Source organism: Sorangium sp. So ce1335 (genome assembly GCF_051521615.1).
In the GTDB taxonomy this organism is placed as follows: domain Bacteria; phylum Myxococcota_A; class Polyangia; order Polyangiales; family Polyangiaceae; genus Sorangium.
The window spans coordinates 8723142-8742534 of the sequence record NZ_CP150363.1; the positions used below are offsets into that span (position 1 = coordinate 8723142).

At 72.8% G+C, this 19393-nt stretch carries 14 protein-coding genes; 6 read left to right on the forward strand and 8 right to left on the reverse strand.

From position 1 onward, the window contains the following. The first annotated feature begins 220 nt into the window (after window positions 1-220). Together WMF24_RS32225 and WMF24_RS32230 are read left to right on the forward strand one after the other, a co-directional pair. The gene (locus WMF24_RS32225) at window positions 221-2536 is read left to right on the forward strand and encodes an SUMF1/EgtB/PvdO family nonheme iron enzyme (RefSeq protein WP_437731260.1); all 2316 of its coding nucleotides are present in this window, start codon (window positions 221-223) and stop codon (window positions 2534-2536) included. 2 nt (window positions 2537-2538) lie between these two features. Beyond that, window positions 2539-4029 carry a hypothetical protein gene (locus WMF24_RS32230; RefSeq protein ID WP_437731261.1) on the forward strand — a complete coding sequence of 497 codons (1491 nt, stop codon included), beginning with the start codon at window positions 2539-2541 and terminating at the stop codon, window positions 4027-4029. A gap of 3 nt (window positions 4030-4032) precedes the next feature. Here the strand turns inward: WMF24_RS32230 and WMF24_RS32235 are convergent, their stop codons facing one another. The 3 genes from WMF24_RS32235 to WMF24_RS32245 form a co-directional block, all read right to left on the reverse strand. Further along, window positions 4033-4794 (reverse strand): SAM-dependent methyltransferase, encoded by a 762-nt coding sequence (locus WMF24_RS32235; protein WP_437731262.1) that lies wholly within the window; start codon window positions 4792-4794, stop codon window positions 4033-4035. Between the two features lie 33 nt (window positions 4795-4827). Beyond that, window positions 4828-5700, reverse strand: a complete 873-nt coding sequence (locus tag WMF24_RS32240; protein ID WP_437731263.1) for an STAS domain-containing protein — start codon at window positions 5698-5700, stop codon at window positions 4828-4830. Window positions 5701-6139: 439 nt separating this feature from the next. Beyond that, window positions 6140-6718 (reverse strand): thioredoxin family protein, encoded by a 579-nt coding sequence (locus WMF24_RS32245; RefSeq protein ID WP_437731264.1) that lies wholly within the window; start codon window positions 6716-6718, stop codon window positions 6140-6142. 383 nt (window positions 6719-7101) lie between these two features. On the opposite strand from WMF24_RS32245, the gene WMF24_RS32250 reads away from it, so the two are divergent. Beyond that, window positions 7102-8187 (forward strand): acyltransferase family protein, encoded by a 1086-nt coding sequence (locus WMF24_RS32250; RefSeq protein ID WP_437731265.1) that lies wholly within the window; start codon window positions 7102-7104, stop codon window positions 8185-8187. Between the two features lie 90 nt (window positions 8188-8277). Here the strand turns inward: WMF24_RS32250 and WMF24_RS32255 are convergent, their stop codons facing one another. Continuing rightward, window positions 8278-9525, reverse strand: coding sequence for a glycosyl hydrolase family 18 protein (locus WMF24_RS32255; RefSeq protein ID WP_437731266.1), 1248 nt, complete (start codon window positions 9523-9525; stop codon window positions 8278-8280). 165 nt (window positions 9526-9690) lie between these two features. Here WMF24_RS32255 and WMF24_RS32260 point away from each other — a divergent pair, with 165 nt between their 5' ends. Continuing rightward, window positions 9691-11562, forward strand: a complete 1872-nt coding sequence (locus tag WMF24_RS32260; RefSeq protein WP_437731267.1) for a HEAT repeat domain-containing protein — start codon at window positions 9691-9693, stop codon at window positions 11560-11562. A 645-nt stretch (window positions 11563-12207) separates the two neighbouring features. Here the strand turns inward: WMF24_RS32260 and WMF24_RS32265 are convergent. Continuing rightward, window positions 12208-13125 carry a TIGR01777 family oxidoreductase gene (locus tag WMF24_RS32265; protein ID WP_437731268.1) on the reverse strand — a complete coding sequence of 306 codons (918 nt, stop codon included), beginning with the start codon at window positions 13123-13125 and terminating at the stop codon, window positions 12208-12210. 138 nt (window positions 13126-13263) lie between these two features. Between WMF24_RS32265 and WMF24_RS32270 the strand changes: the two genes are divergently transcribed. Beyond that, window positions 13264-14364 carry a hypothetical protein gene (locus WMF24_RS32270; RefSeq protein ID WP_437731269.1) on the forward strand — a complete coding sequence of 367 codons (1101 nt, stop codon included), beginning with the start codon at window positions 13264-13266 and terminating at the stop codon, window positions 14362-14364. A 209-nt stretch (window positions 14365-14573) separates the two neighbouring features. On the opposite strand, the gene WMF24_RS32275 is transcribed toward WMF24_RS32270, so the two are convergent. Continuing rightward, window positions 14574-15347: an acyl-CoA desaturase gene (locus tag WMF24_RS32275; protein ID WP_437731270.1), complete on the reverse strand. Its 774-nt coding sequence runs from the start codon at window positions 15345-15347 to the stop codon at window positions 14574-14576. A 146-nt stretch (window positions 15348-15493) separates the two neighbouring features. Between WMF24_RS32275 and WMF24_RS32280 the strand changes: the two genes are divergently transcribed. After that, a complete protein-coding gene (locus WMF24_RS32280) occupies window positions 15494-16264 on the forward strand; it encodes an NTP transferase domain-containing protein (protein WP_437731271.1) in 771 nt (256 codons plus the stop codon). A gap of 169 nt (window positions 16265-16433) precedes the next feature. Here WMF24_RS32280 and WMF24_RS32285 read toward each other — a convergent pair whose 3' ends face one another. Beyond that, window positions 16434-17423, reverse strand: a complete 990-nt coding sequence (locus WMF24_RS32285) for a D-cysteine desulfhydrase family protein (protein WP_437731272.1) — start codon at window positions 17421-17423, stop codon at window positions 16434-16436. A 117-nt stretch (window positions 17424-17540) separates the two neighbouring features. Beyond that, entirely contained in the window at window positions 17541-19349 is a 1809-nt protein-coding gene (locus WMF24_RS32290; protein WP_437731273.1) for a hypothetical protein, read from the reverse strand. Between the last annotated feature and the right edge of the window lie 44 nt (window positions 19350-19393).

Sequence of the window (19393 nt, forward strand, 5' to 3'; positions counted from 1 at the left end):
GAATCCGGTGCGCACGCTGTCACATGCGCGCTCGATCCATCCGCCATATCGGACGCACAGGGGGCGCGCGGCGCCTCCGCGGCGTCGCGGCGAGCGCCGGGGCCGCGAGGGCGGCGGATCGCGCGAGAGGGTTCCAACGGACCGCGGGCCCACTAAGATGGCCCCGACGCACGCGCGAGGCGCGCCGACACCGGCGCCCCCCGCGCTGCGCAGGGACTTCATGAGCCAGAACCCGGACCGCAGCGATCCGCTCGACCTCGCCGGCACCCTGATCGCCGACAAGTACAGGATCGACCACGCCGTCGGCGAAGGCGGCTTCAGCGTCGTCTACAAGGCCGAGCACGTCATCTGGAAGCAGCCCGTCGCCCTGAAGTGCTTCACGCTCCTGGCGAACGCGCCGGCGGAGCAGCGCGACCAGCTCCTCCAGGCGTTCATCCAGGAGGGCAAGCTCATGGCCGAGCTCTCCAGCCGCTCGGCCGCGATCGTCCAGGCGCGCGACATCGGCACGTTCAACGCGCCGGACGGGCAATGGCTGCCCTACATGGTCCTCGAGTGGCTCGACGGCAAGCCGCTCGATCGGGTCCTCCACGAGGAGGCGAGCCGGCGGCTGCCGGCGCGCGACGTCCACGCGACGCTCGCGCTCCTCGAGTCGGCGGCGGTCGCGCTCGAGCTCGTCCACTCCCGGGGCATCGCGCACCGCGACATCAAGCCGGCGAACCTGTTCGTCATCGGGCCCCCGCGCGACGCCTCGACGTTCGTGAAGGTGCTCGACTTCGGCATCGCCAAGGTGATGGCCGAGCACGCGGCCGCGGCGACGGCGCTCGCCCAGACGGGCAAGGACCTCACCGCCTTCACGCCGAGCTACGGCGCCCCCGAGCAGTTCAGCCGCACCCACGGCGCGACCGGGCCGTGGACCGACGTCTTCGCGATGGCGCTCATCATGATCGAGGTGATGCTCGGCGGAGCGCCGGCGCTGCAGGGCGACGACTACCTCCAGCTCGCCGTCGCGAGCCGCGACCCGTCGCGCCGGCCGACGCCGCGGACCCTGGGGCTCACCGTCAGCGACGAGGTCGAGGCGGTCTTCGAGAAGGCGCTCGCCGTGGCGCCGGCCGATCGCTTCCCGACCATGGGCCGCTTCTGGGCGGCGCTGCACCGGGCGGTCTTCCCGGACAACCCGGGCTGGGCGATCACCGGCGGCGGGCCCTCGTCCGGCACGCCGGCGGCCCGCATCTCCGCCCCGCGGATGTCGTGGCCGAGCGTCGCGCCGACGATGGCCGCGCCCCCCACGGCGCCCGGGGGCGGCGCCACGTCGTCGCCCGGAGCCGTCGGCGCACTGCCGGCCGCAGGCACCTCGCAGCCGGCCGCCGGCATCTCGTCGCCGGCGGCCGGCACCTCGCAGCCGGCCGCCGGCACCCCGCTCCCGGCGCTCGGGGCCGGCCCGGTCACGACGAGCGGCACCGCGAACGACGCGGCGTCGCTGCGGCCCGCGACGAGGGCGGCCGCGCGGCCCGGCGGCGCGCTGGCGATCGGGGGCGCCGCGGCCGTGCTCGCGGCCGGCGGCGCCGTGGCGTGGAGCCTGCTCCGCGGCGAGCCCGCGGCCGAGGAGCCGTCGCGGAGCGGCCCTGTCGCCACGGCGTCCGCGACGGCGAGCGCCGCGGTCGCGCCGGTCGCGAGCGCGGCCGCTGTCGCGGCGGTCGCGTCGGCCGCGCGCCGGACCGAGTGTCCTTCGGGCATGGTGCTCGTCCCGGGCGGCAAGTTCTTCATGGGCTCCGACGAGCCGGAGTTCAAGCTGTGGCAGCCCGCGCACAAGGTGACGATCGACACCTTCTGCATCGACGTCCACGAGGTGACCGCGGGCGACTACAAGGCGTGCTCGGACAAGGGCGAGTGCAAGCGGCCGCCGGCCAGGCCCGATTTCCCGAAGACGGACGGGGTGTCCGACGCCGAGCACGAGAAGACGCTGACCGCCCTCGCCGAGCTCTGCACCTTCGGCAAGCCCGGGCTCGAGGAGCACCCGATCAACTGCGTGCCGTGGAGCCTCGCGGACGCCTACTGCGAGGTGCACGGCAAGCGCCTGCCGACCGAGGCCGAGTGGGAGTACGCGGCGCGCGGCTCCGACGGGCGCAAATTCCCCTGGGGCGACGAGCCAGGGGACCAGACCTTCATGAACGCGTGCGGCGTGGAGTGCACGGCGTGGGAGAAGGCGCGCGGGCTCCGGCCGAGCGCGCGCATGTACGAGGGCGACGACGGCTTCTTCGGCACGGCGCCGGTCGGCTCGTTCCCGAAGGGGAAGACGAGGTTCGGCGCCCACGACGTCGTCGGCAACGTGTGGGAGTGGACGGCGGACTGGTTCGAGACCTACAAGGACGAGGAGCAGGTGAACCCGAAGGGGGCGCCGGCCGGCGATCGCAAGGCGATCCGGGGCGGCGGCTACAACGGCGGGGTCGCGCTCTGGCTGAACCCGGCGTTCCGCTACCACCAGCTCGCGACGGCGAGCGCGCCGGGCATCGGCTTCCGCTGCGTGACGAACCTGTAGCCGTGCCCGTCCCCGCCTCGCAGCTCGCGAACCCCTCGATCGCCGGCCCGCTCGGGACGCTCGCGTTCTCGCAGGTGCGCCCGCTGAGCTCGTCGCTCGCGCTGCGCGCGATCCGCTGGCACCAGAGCCTGGAGCGGCTCGGGGTCGTCCTGCCGTTCGCGATGGTTCACGACGCGGGGCTGCTCTTCTCGACGCCGCGCGAGCAGCTCGAGCTCGGCCCGCGCTGCGACGCGAGGGAGCTCGCGACCCGGCTGCGCGACGCGGAGCGCATCCTGGAGGGGTACCGGGCGGTGCTCCGGGAGCTCGCCGAGAGCGAGGCCGCGCGCGGCGCGTCGCAGCTCCGGATGAACGACGATCTCGTCACGGTGGTGCTGTCGCGCCTGTTCGGCGCGGTCGCGGCGCGCACGCACACCCAGCCGGCCTACCGGGCGATGCTGCCCGTGGACGCGGCGATGTTCGAGGGGATCGAGCCGCAGCTCCGCGGCCTGTTCCTGTCGACGCGGCGCGATTTCGAGCAGCGGGCGCTGGAGGCGCTCGACGTCTCGCGGCTCTACGTGCTCACGATGTCGGACGCGCTCGACATCGAGACGCTGCGGCTGTTCGGCATGCTGGGCTCGGAGGCGTCGGCCGGGGCGCTCGCCCAGGTGGATCTCCTGGCGGCGCTGTCGTCGCCCGAGGCGAACGACATCGTGAATTTCTCGCTGGAGATCCTGCCGAGCGTGCTCGAGACGAAGACGCGCCCGGCGGCGGGGACGACGGCGGCGCACGGCTACTCGGGGCTCGGCACGCGCGGCTCGATCGACAGCATGGTGCTGACGGAGCTCGCCTGGGACGACATGGAGCTCGCGCGGAGGATCGCGGACAACGAGGTGCTGTATTTCGCCCGCGAGCAGAGCCGGGACGAGCAGAAGCGGATTCACTATCTGCTCATCGACGCGTCGGCCTCGATGCGCGGCGACCGGCAGACGTTCGCGCGGGGGATGGCGATCGCGACGGGCAAGCGGCTGTTGCTCGAGGGCGAGGACGTGGCGTTCCGCTTCTTCGACGCGCGGCTCTACGAGCTCTACCGGGCGAAGAACGGGCAGCTCCCGACGGCGCACCTCTTGTCATTCAAGGGGGAGCGGGGGAGGAACCCGGCGCGGGTGTTCGCGGAGCTCGCGACGGATCTCGACCTGACGCGGCACCACGACCCGCGGACGCCGGTGGTGCACCTGTTCACGCACGCGGCGCTCTACATTCCCCGGGAGATGGTGCAGGCGGTGCGCAACCACGCGCACATCTCGGCGGTGTTCATGCTGCCTTCCGGGGGGCAGCTCGACCTCGATTACCTGGATCTCCTGGACGCGCACTGGGTCGTCGACCATGCGACGGTGGCGAGCGGGGCGGCGCGGGCGAGCGCGGCGAAGGCGATCCTCGGGGAGAAGGAGCGGCAGGACCGGCCCGAGGAGGGGGGGTCCGCGGCGCGGCGCCCGCCGGCCTCGCACGTCCCCTGAGCCTCACCCTCCGTGGTGCGCGATCAGCCCCTGCATGTCGAACGGGTTCGAATCGTGCTCCTCCTGGGTCAGGAAGTTCTCGAGGTCGAGCCACTCCCTCAGCGGCCGGCAACCCTGCACCTTCCATGGGCTGATCAGCGCCGCCATCTCCTCGGGCATGCGCGGGTAGACCGTCGCCCCGGCGAGGGACGCGGCGCCGTTCAGCCGCTGCGACGCGGAGGCGTCGCGCGGCACCACGTAGCTGAGGGCCAGCACGCTGCCGCGCGCGCAGAACGCGTGCAGCTTGTGCAGGAGGTCGCGCAAGCGATCATCATCCATCATGTACGCGATACCGATGCACCCCACCGCGATGCGGCGCTCGGCGCCGAAGAACTTCGCCGCCGCCGCGACCAGCGGCGGCGGCTCTCGAAGGTCGGCCTGGACGTAGCGCATGTTCGGCCGTTCAGCGAGGAGCTTCTGGCCGTAGATCACGCTCACCGGATCGATGTCCGAGAACAGGATGCGCGCGTCGGGCAGGTAGTCGTTGAGGTGGCCCTGCGTCGGTAGCCCCGAGGCGAGATCGAGCACGTTCGTGATCCCCGCGTCCGACCATTGCTGCCCCACGAGCTGGATGAACCAGCGGTTGAGCTTCGCCCACTTCGGATAGGTCGGCAGGATCTTCAATATCTCCGTGGCAGCGCGGCGATCCACGTCGTAGTTGTGGTGTCCCCCGAGAACGTAGTCGTAAACCCGTCCGATATGCGGTTTGGTGGTGTCGATCTCCATCGTCTCCTCCCAGAGCGAGCCGCGGCGCGCTCGTCAGCGGCCGCGGTACGAGCGAGCAGCCCCGCGCTGCGGAAGCGGGGTGTCACACACGTCGAGCCCCTCCCGCCGCAGCGCGTAGAGGATACCGCTTTGAAGATTGGCCAGGACGACGATGCCCTCGAGGTGAGCGCCCTGCTCGCTCAGCGCGCGGGCGGCCTCGGGGCGGATGCCGACCAGCACCGGGTGGGTGCCGAGGAGGTCGAGCGCGCGCGCGGTGCGCACGAGCGCGTCGACGGCCTCCGCGCCCATCGCCGGCACGCCGGTCACGTCGATGATCGCGGTGCGCGCTTGCCGCTCCACCACGTCTCGCAACAGGAACTCGGTGATCCTGGCCGCTCGCTCGGAGTCGAGCTTCCCGATGAGCGGCAGCACCAGGATGTGGTCATGCACGGGCATGATCGGCGTCGAGAGCTCCATGATCACGCGGCGCAGCTCGCGCTCGCGGCTCTGTATCGCGCGCTCGAGCGCGAGCTGCATCTCGTCGCGCTGGTCGCCTATCTCGCACCTCTCCCGCTCCGCCGCCGCGTCCACGAGCAGCGTCAGGTAATCGTTCACGCGCGCCACATCCCCCAGCGCCTCGGGCGCCCTGTCGGGCAGGCGCGCCAGCACCTCGCGCAGGAGAGCGCGGCTCAGCCCGAGGAGCGCGCGCAGCCCGAGCCCCTGCTGCGCGAGCCTGTTCCCGAGCGACAGGACGGGCGCCGGGTCGCCGGAGGAGATGTATCGAAACAGCTCGTCGAGGATCTGCTGCGCCACCTGCGGCAACCGGAACGGCGGGAGGCCGCTGCGGTTGTGTACGGCGTTGTCCTTGAGCACCTTCGCGGCGCTCTTCGCCAGCGCCTGGCGCTCAGGGTCGGTCCAGCTCTGCATAGAAGATCGGATTCCTTGGCCTCGGCCGCGTCATGTCGTGATGATGCTCATGGAGTAGGAGAACGGATCACCCCGTCGCGCACGTGCATCTGCGCGCCACACTGGAGCGGACCTCGGCGCGATGTCGCAATCTGCTTGCCATGCAGACGGATGTCGTGGTTTCGCAAGGCGATCCCCCCCGAAGGTGCGGCATCACGCCCCCGTGCCGCGCCTGTACATTACCAGCGTCTTGACCGTCTGTGCTGCCTGGCGGACACAGCAGCAGCACGACCACCGCAAAAGGCGCGGACCACACCTCGGCCCGCAGGGATGGTCTGGTATGCTTCAGGACGTCGATGTGGCCTGACCACGCACCCGCAGCTGGCCGAGCCATCTCTGCCCGGAGCTCGGGCCGACGGGGATCGGCCCGGGGTTCAAACGGTCGTGGTCTCGATGGGATTCAGCCGTAGTACTCCGGCTCATGGCCGGGCTTCCACTTGATGTTGCACCCGATGCTCGGCCGCTGATCCGCGGGGACGGGCGACGACGCGAGCACGGCGTCGATGGCGGCGCGGAGGTCGCGGCCTGTCACCGGGACGCCGTTGCCAGGGCGGCTGTCGTCGAGCTGGCCGCGGTAGACAAGCCGGCGATCCGGGCCGAAGAGGTAGAAGTCCGGCGTGCAGGCCGCCCGGTACGCCTTGGCGACCTCTTGCGACTCGTCGAGGAGGTACGGGAACGTGTAGCCGACCTCGCGCGCCTCCCGCGCCATCGCCTCGGCGTTGTCCGCAGGGTACGCGACGGTGTCGTTCGAGTTGATGGCCACGATGGCCACGTCCTCGGGGCGGTAATCGCGCCGCAGCCTGGCCAGCTCGTGGCGGACGTGTTTGACGAACGGACAATGATTGCAGATGAACATCACGAGGAGCGCCCGCTCCTTGGTGAAATCCGACAGCGCAACCTGCTTGCCGCTGTGATCGGGCAGCCGGAAGTCGGGCGCCGGGGTGCCCAGCTCGAGCATCGTGGACGGGGTGCGTGCCATGACAGGATTCTCCTCTCGCTGTAACGGCGCGCACCATACCACGCGGGACGCCAGGAACACCCCCGCCGCGCGCGCCGGCGCCGCAGCCCGCCCGCGCGCCGCCCGAGGCCGCGCGCACCCGGAACCGCGCGCGCTCCGGCCCCGCGCCGGGCTGACCGGCGCCGGCGCCCCGCCGGGCCGGGATCACGCCCGCCGGCGGCCGAAGCCGACGGCCCGCGCGCGGCCGGGCCGAGGCGGGCTCGCCGCCGTCATGAAGCCCCCGGACAACCGGGCACGCCTGACAGGCGTGGATCAAACGATGTCGCGGCAAGTCCGCTGACGGACATCGCCGGAGATAGCCACGCTCTCATGGCTCATCGCTTCCATCACACTACAGTCCTCGCATGCGGCTCCAATCGCTGGACATCTTCCGTGGAATGACGATCGTCGCGATGCTCCTCGTCAATTTCCAGGACAGCTTCCCGGCCATCTATCCGCCGCTGGCCCACTCCTATTGGGACGGCTGCACACTCGCCGACACGATATTTCCCTGCTTCCTCTTCATCATCGGCGTGACCCTGCACATCTCCCTGTCGGGGCGCCGCGCCCGGGGCGCGACCGACCGCGAGCTCGCCCTGCAGATCGTCCGGCGGGGGGCGATCTTCATCCTGCTCGGGCTGTTCCTGTCGGCGTTCCCGTTCTTTCCCGTCGAGCGCCTCACCGAGCTGCGCATCCCGGGTGTCCTCCAGCGCATCGGCGCCGCGTACATGCTCGCCGCGCTCCTCAGCCTCAGGACCACGGCCCGGCAGCAGGCCGTGATCATCGCCGCGGCCCTTGTCGGCTACTGGCTCGTCCTGCGGCGCTATCCGCTCGACGACCCGCAACGCACGCTGCCGGCCCTCGTGGATCGGGCGCTGCTCGGAGGGCACATCGCGCGCAAGGGGTGGGACGCGATGGGCATCCTCGCCACCCTCCCCGCGGCGATGACCGTCCTCCTGGGCGGCCTCGCCGGCCGCTGGCTGACCGGGACCGCCGGGCTCCGCGCGCGCGTCACAGGGCTGCTCGCCGCGGGCGCCGCGGGGATCGCGCTGGGCGCGCTCTGGGGCCGCGTGTTCCCGTGGAACCGCAGCCTCTACTCGAGCTCGTTCGCGCTGTTCACCGCGGGCGTGGCCGCGGTCGTCCTCGCCGCCTGCGTGTGGATCGTCGACGTGCAGCGGTGGCGCCGGTGGGGCGCGCCGTTCCTCGTCTTCGGCGCCAACCCGATCGCGGCCTACGTGGGCTCGACCATGATGGGGCACCTCCTCTACTTCGTCACCGGGACCGGCGACGACGGCGCGAGGACGAGCGCGCTGGAGCTCGTCTACACGCGCCTGTTCGCGTCGTGGCTCGCGCCGCTGAACGCCTCCCTCGCCTTCGCGCTCGCGGCGGTCGCCCTCTGGCTCGTGCTCCTCTACCCCCTCCACCGCCGCGGCATCTTCCTCAAGGTCTGAGCCGCCGCGGCGCCCCCCCGGCCTCAGCGCGGGATCATCCTCGAGATCTGAGCCGCCGCGGCGCGGCGTCCCCCCGGCCTCGGCCCGGGATCACCGCGGGAAGTGGCGCTCGATCATCGAGAAGAACGCGGCGCCGCCCGGCTCGCCGCCGATGCTCCAGTACGTGACGCCGCCGAGCCCGCCCCGCCGCGCGGCGACGACCTTCTCCTCGAGCGACTCGAGGTCCTCGAAGAAGAGGTGATCGCCGCTCGCGAGCACCCGGTTCGGCGCCCGACCGGCCGCGAACCGCTCTCCCCCGTCCTCCGGGCACCGGCTCATGTGGTCGGTGCTCGTCTCGTAGCTGTCGCCCGCGAGCTCCTGGCACTTGCGCAGCGGCTCGCACCCCACGACGGCGCCCCCGCCCTCCGGCGCCTCCGGCCCGAGCAAGCCGTAGTTCGGGAGCCCGAGGAGGAACTTCTCCCGGCGCGCGCCGCCGTCGATGCCCCCGATGTACGCGACGGTCCGCTCCAGCCACCCGAGCGGCGCGACAGGGCCCGCGTGCGACCCGCCGCCCCAGTGGTGGTCGTAGCCCATCACGTGCACGTGATCCGCCGAGGCGCTCAGCGCCTCGTAGTCGAACACGCCCTTCGCGGACGCGACCGTCGGGACCGCGAGCGAGAGCGTCTTGCCGCGCGCGTGGAGCGCGCGCGCGAGCTCGTCGATGAACGCCGAGAACGCCGCCCGCTCGGCCGCGACCGTCTCGCCCGGCCCGAGCACGGACGCGAGGTGCTCGTAGTCGATGTCGAGCCCGTCGTAGCCGTTGTCCGTCGCGATCGCCACGAGGCCCGCCACGTGCTGCGCCCGGAGCGCGGGGTCGTGGATCATGGCGTGCACGGCGACGACGTCGGGCCTGTCGACCGCGGCGACGAGCGGGACGAGCCGCGTGCGCCCCCCGCCGGCCGTCGTGGCGTCGAGGACGCGCCGGTCGTGGAAGCCCGCGAACGGCGCCGCCCGGCCGCGCGGGTGGTTCTCGAACGTCGTCGGCGAGGCGACGCGCCACCACTTCGGGTGGACCGCGTCGAACGCGCCGGCGTGGGCCGCGAAGGTGTCGTACCCGAGCTCCGTCGACGCGGGATCCCCGAGGAACTCGTGCAGCCAGCCGCAGAAGCGGTGATCGCCCGGCGCCCCCTCGAGGGGCTCCGCGGCGCGCGGCGCGTCGGGCGCGTCGGGCGCCCCCGGCGCGACAGGCTCGGCCCTCGGCGGATCGACGAGCAGCGGGGTGCGCTCCACCCCACCACCGCACGAGACGGTGGCGGCAGCGGCGCAGGCGAGCGGCAAGGCGTGACGGAACAGCTTCATGGCGGCCGCCCTGTAACAGACCGCTCGCCGCCGCGACAGCCGGGTTCGCGCGGCGCGGCGGGGCGCCTCACGCCGCGCCCGCGATGCGCCGTTTGACGGTTCCTCCATCGCCGCGCGAAGCACCGCCGCGCAAGGGCGCCGTGCTGTACTACGCTCGCTCCGCGCATGACCCAAGGCGTCCGCCCCCTGCACGAGCTCCGCGACGAGGCCCGCTCCGCGCTGGCCCGGAGCGACCTCTCCCGCGCGCGCGACGCGCTCTTCAGCGCCCTCCAGCACACCATCGCGCGCGAGGAGGACTACGTCGCCATGACCGACGAGCTCCGCGACGTGCTCGTCCGGCTGGGCGACCACCGGAGCGCGCTCACCGTCGCCTGGTACGCGGGCAGCGAGCACGGCCAGCGCCAGCTCATCGCGCACGTCCCGCCCATCGACCGCGCCCGCACCATGCTCGCCTGGGCCGAGCGCGAGCAGGACGCCGAGCGGCAGAAGCGGCTCTACGCCCGCGCCGCCGACGAGTACGAGGCCGCCGGCCTCGTCGCGCAGGCCGCCATCGCCCGCGAGCGCGGCCAGGACTTCGCCCGCGCCCGCGCCCTGTGGTCGCGCCTCGCCCAGCTCCTCTCCTCGTCGGGCAGCGACCTCTACGCCGCCGGCCTCGCCCGCTTCAACCTCGCCCGCACCTCGCTCCGCACCGGCGACGCCGCGGCCGCGCGCGAGGCCGTCTTCGCCTCCGTCCACCTGCTCGAGGAGGCCGCCGACAGGTACGAGACCATCGGCCAGCGCGAGCGCGCCTTCGACTGCTACCAGGTCCTCATCGCCGTCGGCCGCGAGAGCCGCGCCTTCGAGCACGTGCTCGAGGGCTACGTGAACGTCATCCGCATCCTCCGCGAGGACCACCTTCGCTACTACGCGCTCCAGTCCTACGAGGAGGCGGTCGCCGCGGCCGAGAAGCAGGGCGAGATCTCCGCCGCCGCCACGCTCGCCCGCGAGATGGCCGCGTACGCCCGCAAGGAGGGGCTCGCCGCCGTCGCGAACTTCGCCGTGCTCACGCAGGCCCGCCTCTGGCAGGAGGTGTCCGCCGTCTCGCAGAAGCGCGCCGCCCCGCCCGAGATCGCCGAGAACGCGCTGCTCGCCGCCGTCATCGCGCTCGGCGAGGCGGGGCAGTACAGCAAGGTGGGAAACGTCTACCGCGCCCTCACGCAGCTGCCGCTCGACGAGACCCGCAAGAAGCACTACGCGCGCGCCGGCGGCCGCTACGTCGACGCGCAGGACCTGCCGATCGACGCCTCGCCGCTGCCGGCGCACCTGCGCCACGAGCTCGGCTTCCCCGAGGTCTGGCACATCGATCTGGTCGAGTGGGAGCAGGCCGGCAGCGCCAGCCAGGCGTGCGGCGACATCGTGCTCGACCCGACGCAGTGGTCCGAGGTCACCCGCCGCCGCGCCATGCTCGCCCGGCTGACGGCGCTCGCCGTCGAGGGCGGGGCGCCCGAGGCGGCGCCCGCGCCGCGGTCGCCCGCGCAGCAGCTCATCAGCCTCGCGGAGCAGCTCGCGACGGTCGAGCTCTACACGATCCTCTCGCCGCTGGAGCACCTGTTCCGCCGCCCCGAGCCGAAGATCCGGGTGGCCGTCGTGCGCGCGCTCTCCCGCTTCCTCTACAAGCGCACGTTCATCACGCTGCGCGACGCGCTGGTCGACGCCGACCCCACCGTGGTCCACGAGGCCGCGCGCGCGCTCGAGGAGCTCCGCTTCGCCCACGCCTTCGACCCGCTCGCCCGCATCTACCGCGAGTCGCAGGCGCCCGCCGTCCGCGCCAGCGCCGTCCGCGCGATCGCGAAGATAGACACCCTCGAGGCCGGCGAGCTGCTGCTCGGCATCCTCCAGCACGAGGGCGCCGAGGAGCGCGCCGCGGCCGTCGAGGCGCTCAAGCGCGCGCGCGGCATGAAGTTCGTGGAGCTCGCCCGCAGCTCGCTCGCCGATCTGCCGTCCTCCGCGCAGGCCGCCGTGCGCGAGATCCTCCAGAGTCGCGGCATCAGCGCCTGAGCGCCCGAGCGCGCCCAGCGCGCCGCGCCCGGCCGCCTCGCGCACGGGGTCGCGCCGGGGTGTGGTCGCCTGTCTGGATAGAGGCCGAACATGGCACCTGGTGCCCACCTCCGCTCCCGCATGGAAAACCGCCTGAGACGAGCAACCCTGCGATTGCGCACCGCGCCAAGGGGGATTCCCTAACGACTTTGGCTCTCGCGGGGCGCTCTGGGGGGTGCACGGCGGCCTTCAGTCGGGATACCCTGCACGCGCCAATCCAACTCATCCCGAAGGATTCTCGGTCCGTGATGTCGTAAGCATGGAAGCGGACGGAGCGCTTGGGGGAGCGCTGGGAAACCGCCGTCCGGGCTCCCGATGGTGCGCTGCTCGACAACGGTCGACTTCTCAGCGCGCCACCGGCGGCTCTTCTTTCTGCGTGGGGTCCAGCCGGGCGCCGCGGCGCGGCGCCCGGCTGCGAGCCCCCTCCGCGGGCAAGCCGGGAGAACGCGCTCGCGCGCTCGGCGGCTGACCGGCGCGCTCGGCGGCCGACCCGCGCGCTCGGCGGCTGACCGGCGCGCTCGGCGGCTGACCCGCGCGCTCGGCGGCCGACCCGCGCGCTCGGCGGCTGACCGGCGCGCTCGGCGGCTGACCCGCGCGCCCGCGCGCTCAGCGGCCGAAGATCGACTCGAGCGCCGGCACGAGGCGGGCGTGGCGGAACGCGTAGCCGAGCGCCTCCGCCCGCCGCGGATGGACGCGCTGCCCGGTCGTGACGATCTCGGCCGCGTCGCCCATCCCGAGCTTCACCATCGCCTCGGGCACGCGGAGCCACGACGGCCGGCGGAGCACCGCGCCGATCGCCTTCGCGACCTCCTCGCCGGTCGCCGCGTGCGGCGCCGTCACGTTGAGCGGGCCGCGCACCGACTCGTTGTCCAGGGCGAGCAGCGTCAGCCCCACGACGTCGTCGCGGTGGATCCACGAGATCACCTGCTTGCCGTCGCCGATCGGCCCGCCAAGGAAGAACCGGAAGGGGGCGATCATCTTGTCGAGCGCGCCGCCGCCCTCGCCGATCACGACGCCGATCCGGAGCTGCACCGACCGGACGCCGTGCTGCTCCTCGACGGCGCGGGCCGCCTCTTCCCAGTGGACGACGACGTCGGCGAGGAAGCCCTCCCCGGGGGCCGCGTCCTCGTCGAGCACCCGGTCGCCCGGCTGCGGCCCGTAGTAGCCGACCGCGGAGGCGCAGAGGAACGCGCCCGGCTTGCGCTTCGCCTTGCCGATCGCCTCGCCCATGAGGCGGGTCGTGTCGATGCGGCTCCTCACGATCTCGCGCCGCGCCTCCTCGGTCCACCGCTTGACGATCGACTCGCCCGCGAGGTGGATGACCCCGTCCACCCCGTCGAGCTCCTCGAACCACGACCCCGGCCGGTCGGGGGTCCACGACACGACGCGCGCGCCCGGCAGCGCCGCCTGGGTGCGCCCCACGTCGCGCGTCAGCACCGTCACGCGATCCCCCCGCGCGAGCAGATCCTTCACCAGACCGCGCCCGATAAACCCGCTGCCGCCCGTGACGAGAACCGTCTTCACGGGATCGTTCTATCACGGCTCGGACGGAGGCGGGGCTCCCGCTTCGGGGCGCCGTGGCCGCGAGGGGCGCGCGCCCGGACGGAGGCGAGCTGTCCAGTCGTGACGCGGAGCGCGGGAGACGGTAAGACGCCGGACGTGATGGATGACCTAGAGACCTTCAAGAAGCTTCCTCTCGGCGGCCTCGATCGCCGCGCGCTCGTCGGGGCGCTGGCCGAGCACGGCGCGCGCGTCGCGGCCGAGCAGCTCGCGGAGCACCGCGCCCGCATCAGCCCGGCGGGCGCGCGCATCGCCCCGGACGCCGCGGTGCTGATCCTCGGCGGCTCGAACGGCATGACCCGCGCCCTCGCGCTGCAGCTCCTCTTCGGGGAGCGCGCCGCCGTCTTCGCCGTGCACTTCGACAGCGAGAAGATGCAGATCGGCCCGCACCACGTGAAGGCGATCAGCGACGCGGCCGAGGCCGAGGGGCTCACGGCGCGCTTCTGGAACAACGACGCCACGAAGCCGCAGGTGATCGACGAGGTCGTCGCCGCGCTGAAGGAGCGGTATCGGGCGGTGCACCTCGTGAACGGCATCGCGAACGGCGCGCTGAAGCGCTACGCGGAGCACGGGCCGACGAAGGTGAAGGACCTCGACGTCGCGTTCGACCCGGTGCTCCAGGTCCCCGACTTCTCGCGCGCCGAGAACATCCGCAAGCTCGGGCTCGTCGAGGTGGACGTCGCGAACGAGGCGGACATCGAGCGCACGAACAAGTTCATGGGCACCTCGTCGCTCCTGTGGGCCGAGCCGCTCGCCGCGGCGGGGCTGCTCGCCAGGGGCGAGAGCGTCGTGTCCTTCTGCGACTACGACTACCCGAGCGACGACCCGGTCTACGCCATGGGGCCGCTCGCGGGCGCGAAGCTGCTCCAGCGCAAGACCATGGCGGAGATCCGGGAGCGGTTCGGCGTCGTGACGTCGCGCATCTGCTATCCGGCGCTGGCGACGACGGCGCTCGGCGCCATCCCGGGCGGGCTGCTGATGTACGGGCTCAGCACGCAGATCCTGAAGGAGCGCGGGCAGTTCAAGGACATCATCGACCTCGCGCGCGAGACGATGGAGATCTGGCGCCCGGGCTACGACGGCAGCGATCTGCGGGTCGACGCGGCCTATCAGGCCTGCCTGCCGGAGTTCAACAAGCGCAAGGAGCACATCGGGCCGAAGGACGTCCCGGGCGCGTTCCGGCAGCTGTACGAGAAGGCGTGAAGAGAAGGGCGCGCGGGCACCGGCCGCGCGCGCCTGAAAAGAGAGTGGCGCGCGGGGCACCGGCCGCGCGCGCCTGAAAAGAGAGTGGCGCGCGGGGCGTCGGCCGCGCGCGCCTCAAAAGAAAGGCGCGCGGAGCCTCGGCCCCGCGCGCCTCGCTTCACGGCCTGTGCGGGCCGCGCAGGACGCGCGGCCCGCGGCCGATCCCTCCGCTATCCCTCCGCGCGCGCGACCTCGGGCTCGAGGCGGGCGACCTGGCGCTTGTCGGGCATCTGGAGGATGCCCAGCCAGGCGAACACGCGGATGACCTGATAGGCCGGGTCGATCTCGAACCACCGCACAGCGAAGTTGGGGCTCATCGCGTACTTGTGGTGGTTGTTCTGGAAGAGCTCGCCGAGCGTCACGAGGTCGAGCGCCAGCGTGTTGCGCGAGTCGTCGTCGCTGTTGAAGTTGCGGTAGCCGTAGCGGTGGCCGCACCAGTTCACGATCGCGCCGTGCAGCGGGCCCATGGTCCAGTGCAGCGGCAGGAACAGGAACTGCCACCAGTGCGAGGCGAAGACCGCGTAGAAGGCCACGTACCCCGCGCCCCAGGCGAAGCGGCCGATCCACGAGTTGCCGATGCGGTCGAGCGTGGGCCACTCGGGGTAGCCGCCGAGGAAGCGCGGCTCCACCTGGGCCTTGCCGTCGTAGATGTCGTCGTAGCGCTTCGCCGTGTCCAGCATCATCGGGACGACGCTCTTGTAGTACCGCGGCGAGTGCGGGTCCTTCGGCGTGTCGCTGTAGGCGTGGTGCATGCGGTGCAAGATCGCGTAGACCCACGGAACCAGGTACGAGGAGCCCTGCGTCAGGTACGTCAGGAAGTGAAAGATCCGCTCCCACCGCTTCGACATCGTGAACATCCGGTGCGAGGCGTACCGGTGCAGGAAGAAGGTCTGGAAAAAGACCGAAAGCGTAGAGTGGGCGATGAGGACGATCGCGATCTCCATGTTCGGCTTCTAGCCCGGGGGTCCGCGGCAGGGGGTCAGCTCACGGTCACGATTCCGTAAGGAGGCCTGGATCCGTGGGCTTCCGGTGCGCGCCTGTCCCGGTTTCCCCGTGATCGCGCGAGTCCGTCCATGGTAACGGCGGTGTCGTGAAGGCCGTGATCATCGGGGCGGGCCGGGGCAGCCGGCTGCGTCACCTGACCGAAGAGCTGCCGAAGACGCTGGTCCCCATCCTCGGTCGCCCGATGCTCGACGGCATCCTCGAGGCGCTGGCGGCGGGTGGCTTCAAGCGGTCGGACGTCGTGTTCGTCTGCGGGTACAAGGCCGACGTGATCCGCGCCGCGTACCCGGATCTGACGTACGTCGAGAACCGCGACTGGGAGCAGAACAACATCCTTCTCTCGCTCCTCTGCGCGCGCGAGCACCTCGCGGGCGGCTTCGTCTCGACGTACGCGGACATCGTGTACCGCCCCGAGATCGTGGCCGATCTCGTGCGCTCGCCGCACGACATCGCGCTCGCCTGCGACACGGACTGGCGGCGCCGGTACGTGAACCGCTCGCAGCACCCCGAGACCGACGCCGAGAAGCTCCGCGCCGACGCCGCGGGCCGCGTGGTGGAGATCTCGCGCCGCATCCCGTCGGAGGCGGCGACCGGCGAGTTCATCGGGGTGATGAAGCTCTCGGCGCGGGGCGCCTCGCAGTTCCTGTCCGCCTTCGACGCCGCGCGCGCCTCCTTCGCGGAGCTCCCCGAGTTCCGCGAGGGCCGCGCGTTCCGGCGCGCTTATCTCATCGACCTGCTGGAGGAGATGATCGAGTCCGGCGCGGCGCTCCACAAGGTCGACACCCACGGCGGCTACATGGAGATCGACACCCTGGAGGACGCGTCGCTCGCCGACGCCTGGTGGCGCGGCGGGACCTGAGACGGCCGGCGCGAGGCCGCCGCGCGAGAGCAGCAAACGGGTCGAACCCGCCTGAAACGAGCAGAGCTTCGAACCGCCAAGACGCGAAGGACGCCAAGAGATTGTCTCCCTCTTGGCGTCCTTGACGTCTTGGCGGTTTATTTCTCGCTCGATCGACGTGCTCGTTGTTCTAGAGCACGTCGGCGAAGGCCGCCCCCTGCGCGAGGAGGCCGGGGAGGCCGCCGGTGTGGAGGAAGAGCACCCGCTTGCCCGAGAGCTCGCCCCGCTCGGCCATGTCCCAGAGGCCGGAGAACGCCTTGCCCGTGTACACGGGGTCGAGGATGAGCCCCGAGAGCCGCGCGACCTTCAGGATGCGCGCGCGCTGCTCGGGCGTGGACACCGCGTAGGCGGGCCCCTTGGCCGCGTCGTCGATGGCGAGGTGGGCGGGCGCGCCGAGGCCCGGGTCGAGCGCGCGCGCCTCGTCCATGATCCGGAGCGCGATGCGCGCGAACGTCGCCCTGTCCTCGCACACCGCCATCGCGCGCACCTCGCCGGCCACCTCGTAGCGGGACGCGCCGAGCGCCGTGCCCGCCGCCGTCCCGCCCGAGCCGCACGCGTGCACGATGACGTCGAACGGCTTGCCGCCCGCGATGCCGAGGTCGAGCTGCTTGCGGACCTCCTCCATCGCGCGCACGTAACCGAGCGCGCCGAGGCCGTTCGAGCCGCCCTCCGGGATCACGTAGGGCCGGCCGCCCGCCGCGCGGATCTCGGCGGCCGCCTCGGCCATCACCGCGTCGCGGTCCCTGTACGCCTCGGGCGAGATCAGCCGGATCTCCGCGCCGGCGAGCCGGTCGAGCAGCACGTTGCCCTCGATCGGCGCCGCGGCCGACGGGTCGGCGGTGCGCAGGAACAGCACCGCGCGCAGGCCGAGCGAGGCGCAGAGCAGCGCCGTCGCGCGCGCGTGGTTCGACTGGAGGCCGCCGCAGGTGAGCACGCAGTCGGCGCCCTCCTCCCGCGCGGCGGCGAGCAGGTACTCGAGCTTGCGGATCTTGTTGCCGGCCTCCGCGCCCGCCGTCATGTCGTCGCGCTTCACGTGAAGGTCGACGCCGAGCGCCTCGGCGAGCCGCCGCGGGCGCTGGATCGGGGTCGGAAGGTGGCTCAGCGCGAGTCGCTTGCGCATCGTGTCTCTCCCATCTCTCTCTGCCGGGGAAGCTCTGCCGAGGGGCGCTCTGCCGTATCGCTTCGCGTCCCGTTGACCTCTACACGAGCCTCAGGCGGCCGGGGAGCCCTGGCCGGCTCAGTGGATGACGCCGAGCTTCAGGGTGAGCAGGTACTGGTCCGGGAGCTCGGCGCCGGCGGCGTCGTCGAACGCGCCGCCGGGGAAGAAGGCGCCGGCCTCGGTGCCGAGCTGGATGGTGACGAGCCTGCCCATCGCGATGCGCGCGTCGACGCCGACGTCGAGCTCGACGCCGAGATCGTGGCGGCGCCGGTCGCCGCCGTCGTAGCCGGCGAGGCCGCCGCCTGCCCGCGAGGGGCCGTAAGGATCGACGAGGTCGGCGGTCGTCTCGGCGATGACCGCGCCGGCCTTCAGGTCGAGCCAGCGCGCCGGCCGCACGATCATCCGCGGGTTCACGTAGGCGGCGCCGAACACGCCGCCCTTCGAGGGCAGCCACCGGATGCCCGGCTCGGGGGACGCGGCGAACAGCTCCCGCTCGGCGATCGTCGCCGCGCGCGCCGTCTTCCAGGCGAGCACCTGGTCGAACAGGATGAGCCCGACGTTGTGGCTCGGGTCGAACGTGAACCGCCGCGCCACGCCGTCGCGCGGGTCGTCGTCGCCGGAGGCGTAGCCGGCCTCGATCTCGGTGACGACGCGCCCCCACCGGTCGTCCGGCCGCGGCCCGCGGCGCGCGACGTGGACCGCCCCGAGGGTCGCCGCGCCGCCGATCGAGCGCACGGCCACGGGCGCGCGCTGGGCCGACGGGCCGGAGGGCGGCGCGGGCCCGCGCGGGACGAACGACGTCGAGCCGAGGACCGCCGCGACCTCGAACCCGCCGTAGACGTGGGCGCCGCCCCCCGGCACCGGCGCGTTGAACTTGCCTGCCACGTCGAGCACCGCCGCCGAGAGCGTCTCGATGAACCGGGCGGGGCTCGTCTTCGCGCGGCGCTCGCGCGTCTGGCGCCGCAGGGCGCCGCGGACGCCGATCTCGCCGCGCGGCGCGCGCCAGAGCGCCGACACGACGGCCTGGAGGGCGCGATCCCCCTCCCCTTCGTCCTGCCCCTCGACGTCGTTTCCGAGCAGGTCGGCCGCGCTGTCCTCGAACACGAGATCGCCCGCGACCGTGACGACGAGCGGGCCGTTCCGGCCCATCGGGGTCGCCGCGAAGAGGACGCGCTCCACCAGCGATCCGCGCTCGGGGTCGCCGAAGAGGGTCGCCCGATCGCCGTCGTTGGCGACGAGCCCCATCCCCCAGTGCGCGCCCTGCTGGCCCACCCGGAAGACGCCGATCGACGACGGCACCTCCAGGTAGAGGTAGCGCGGGTGGACCTCGAACCACGAGAGCCCGGCGCGCGCGTCGCGCACCTGCTCGACGTGCCGCGTCGTGTCGCCCGCGATGAGCCCCCGGACGACGTCGATCTGCGCGATGATCGAGGCCCTGTCCGCGAGGTGGAGCCGCGGCGAGAGGCGCAGCCAGTGCGCGATGTACTGGTTCTGCCCGAGCGTCGTCGCGCCCGGATCCGACAGGGGCGGCGCCCGCAGGCGGAGATCGGTCATGGCGCGGTAGCGGAGCTGGTACTCGCCCTGCAGCGAGAACGTCGTCCGGTCCGGGTCGGGCGGGGGCGGCGGCGCGCGGCCCGTGTCCAGGATGAGCCGCTCGTCGAAGGCGCCGGCGGCCGTGGGTGCAACGGCGGCCGCGGGCGCGCCGCGCGCTGCGGCCGCGTCCTCGCCGGGCCCGGCGTCCGCGTCCGCGCCGGGCGCTGCGTCCGCGTCCGCGTCCGCGCCGCGCGCAGCGTCCGCCTGCGCGGGCTCGGCGGGCTGAGCAGCGGCCGGCGAGGCGAGCCCGACAGCGAGCGCGAGCGTGGCGGAGGGAGCGAAGGCGAAGCGCATCGGAAGCAAGCGGTCGCACCCCGGCGCCGGGGGCCGGGAATGCG

Bases quoted from the DNA above. Each gene is read 5' to 3' on its own strand.
- WMF24_RS32235 (WP_437731262.1), bottom strand. From the start codon at position 4,794: ATGGAGATCGACACCACCAAACCGCATATCGGACGGGTTTACGACTAC.
- WMF24_RS32260 (WP_437731267.1), top strand. From the start codon at position 9,691: ATGACCCAAGGCGTCCGCCCCCTGCACGAGCTCCGCGACGAGGCCCGC.
- WMF24_RS32285 (WP_437731272.1), bottom strand. From the start codon at position 17,423: ATGCGCAAGCGACTCGCGCTGAGCCACCTTCCGACCCCGATCCAGCGC.
- WMF24_RS32225 (WP_437731260.1), top strand. From the start codon at position 221: ATGAGCCAGAACCCGGACCGCAGCGATCCGCTCGACCTCGCCGGCACC.
- WMF24_RS32250 (WP_437731265.1), top strand. From the start codon at position 7,102: ATGCGGCTCCAATCGCTGGACATCTTCCGTGGAATGACGATCGTCGCG.
- WMF24_RS32255 (WP_437731266.1), bottom strand. From the start codon at position 9,525: ATGAAGCTGTTCCGTCACGCCTTGCCGCTCGCCTGCGCCGCTGCCGCC.
- WMF24_RS32270 (WP_437731269.1), top strand. From the start codon at position 13,264: ATGGATGACCTAGAGACCTTCAAGAAGCTTCCTCTCGGCGGCCTCGAT.
- WMF24_RS32290 (WP_437731273.1), bottom strand. From the start codon at position 19,349: ATGCGCTTCGCCTTCGCTCCCTCCGCCACGCTCGCGCTCGCTGTCGGG.
- WMF24_RS32240 (WP_437731263.1), bottom strand. From the start codon at position 5,700: ATGCAGAGCTGGACCGACCCTGAGCGCCAGGCGCTGGCGAAGAGCGCC.
- WMF24_RS32245 (WP_437731264.1), bottom strand. From the start codon at position 6,718: ATGGCACGCACCCCGTCCACGATGCTCGAGCTGGGCACCCCGGCGCCC.
- WMF24_RS32275 (WP_437731270.1), bottom strand. From the start codon at position 15,347: ATGGAGATCGCGATCGTCCTCATCGCCCACTCTACGCTTTCGGTCTTT.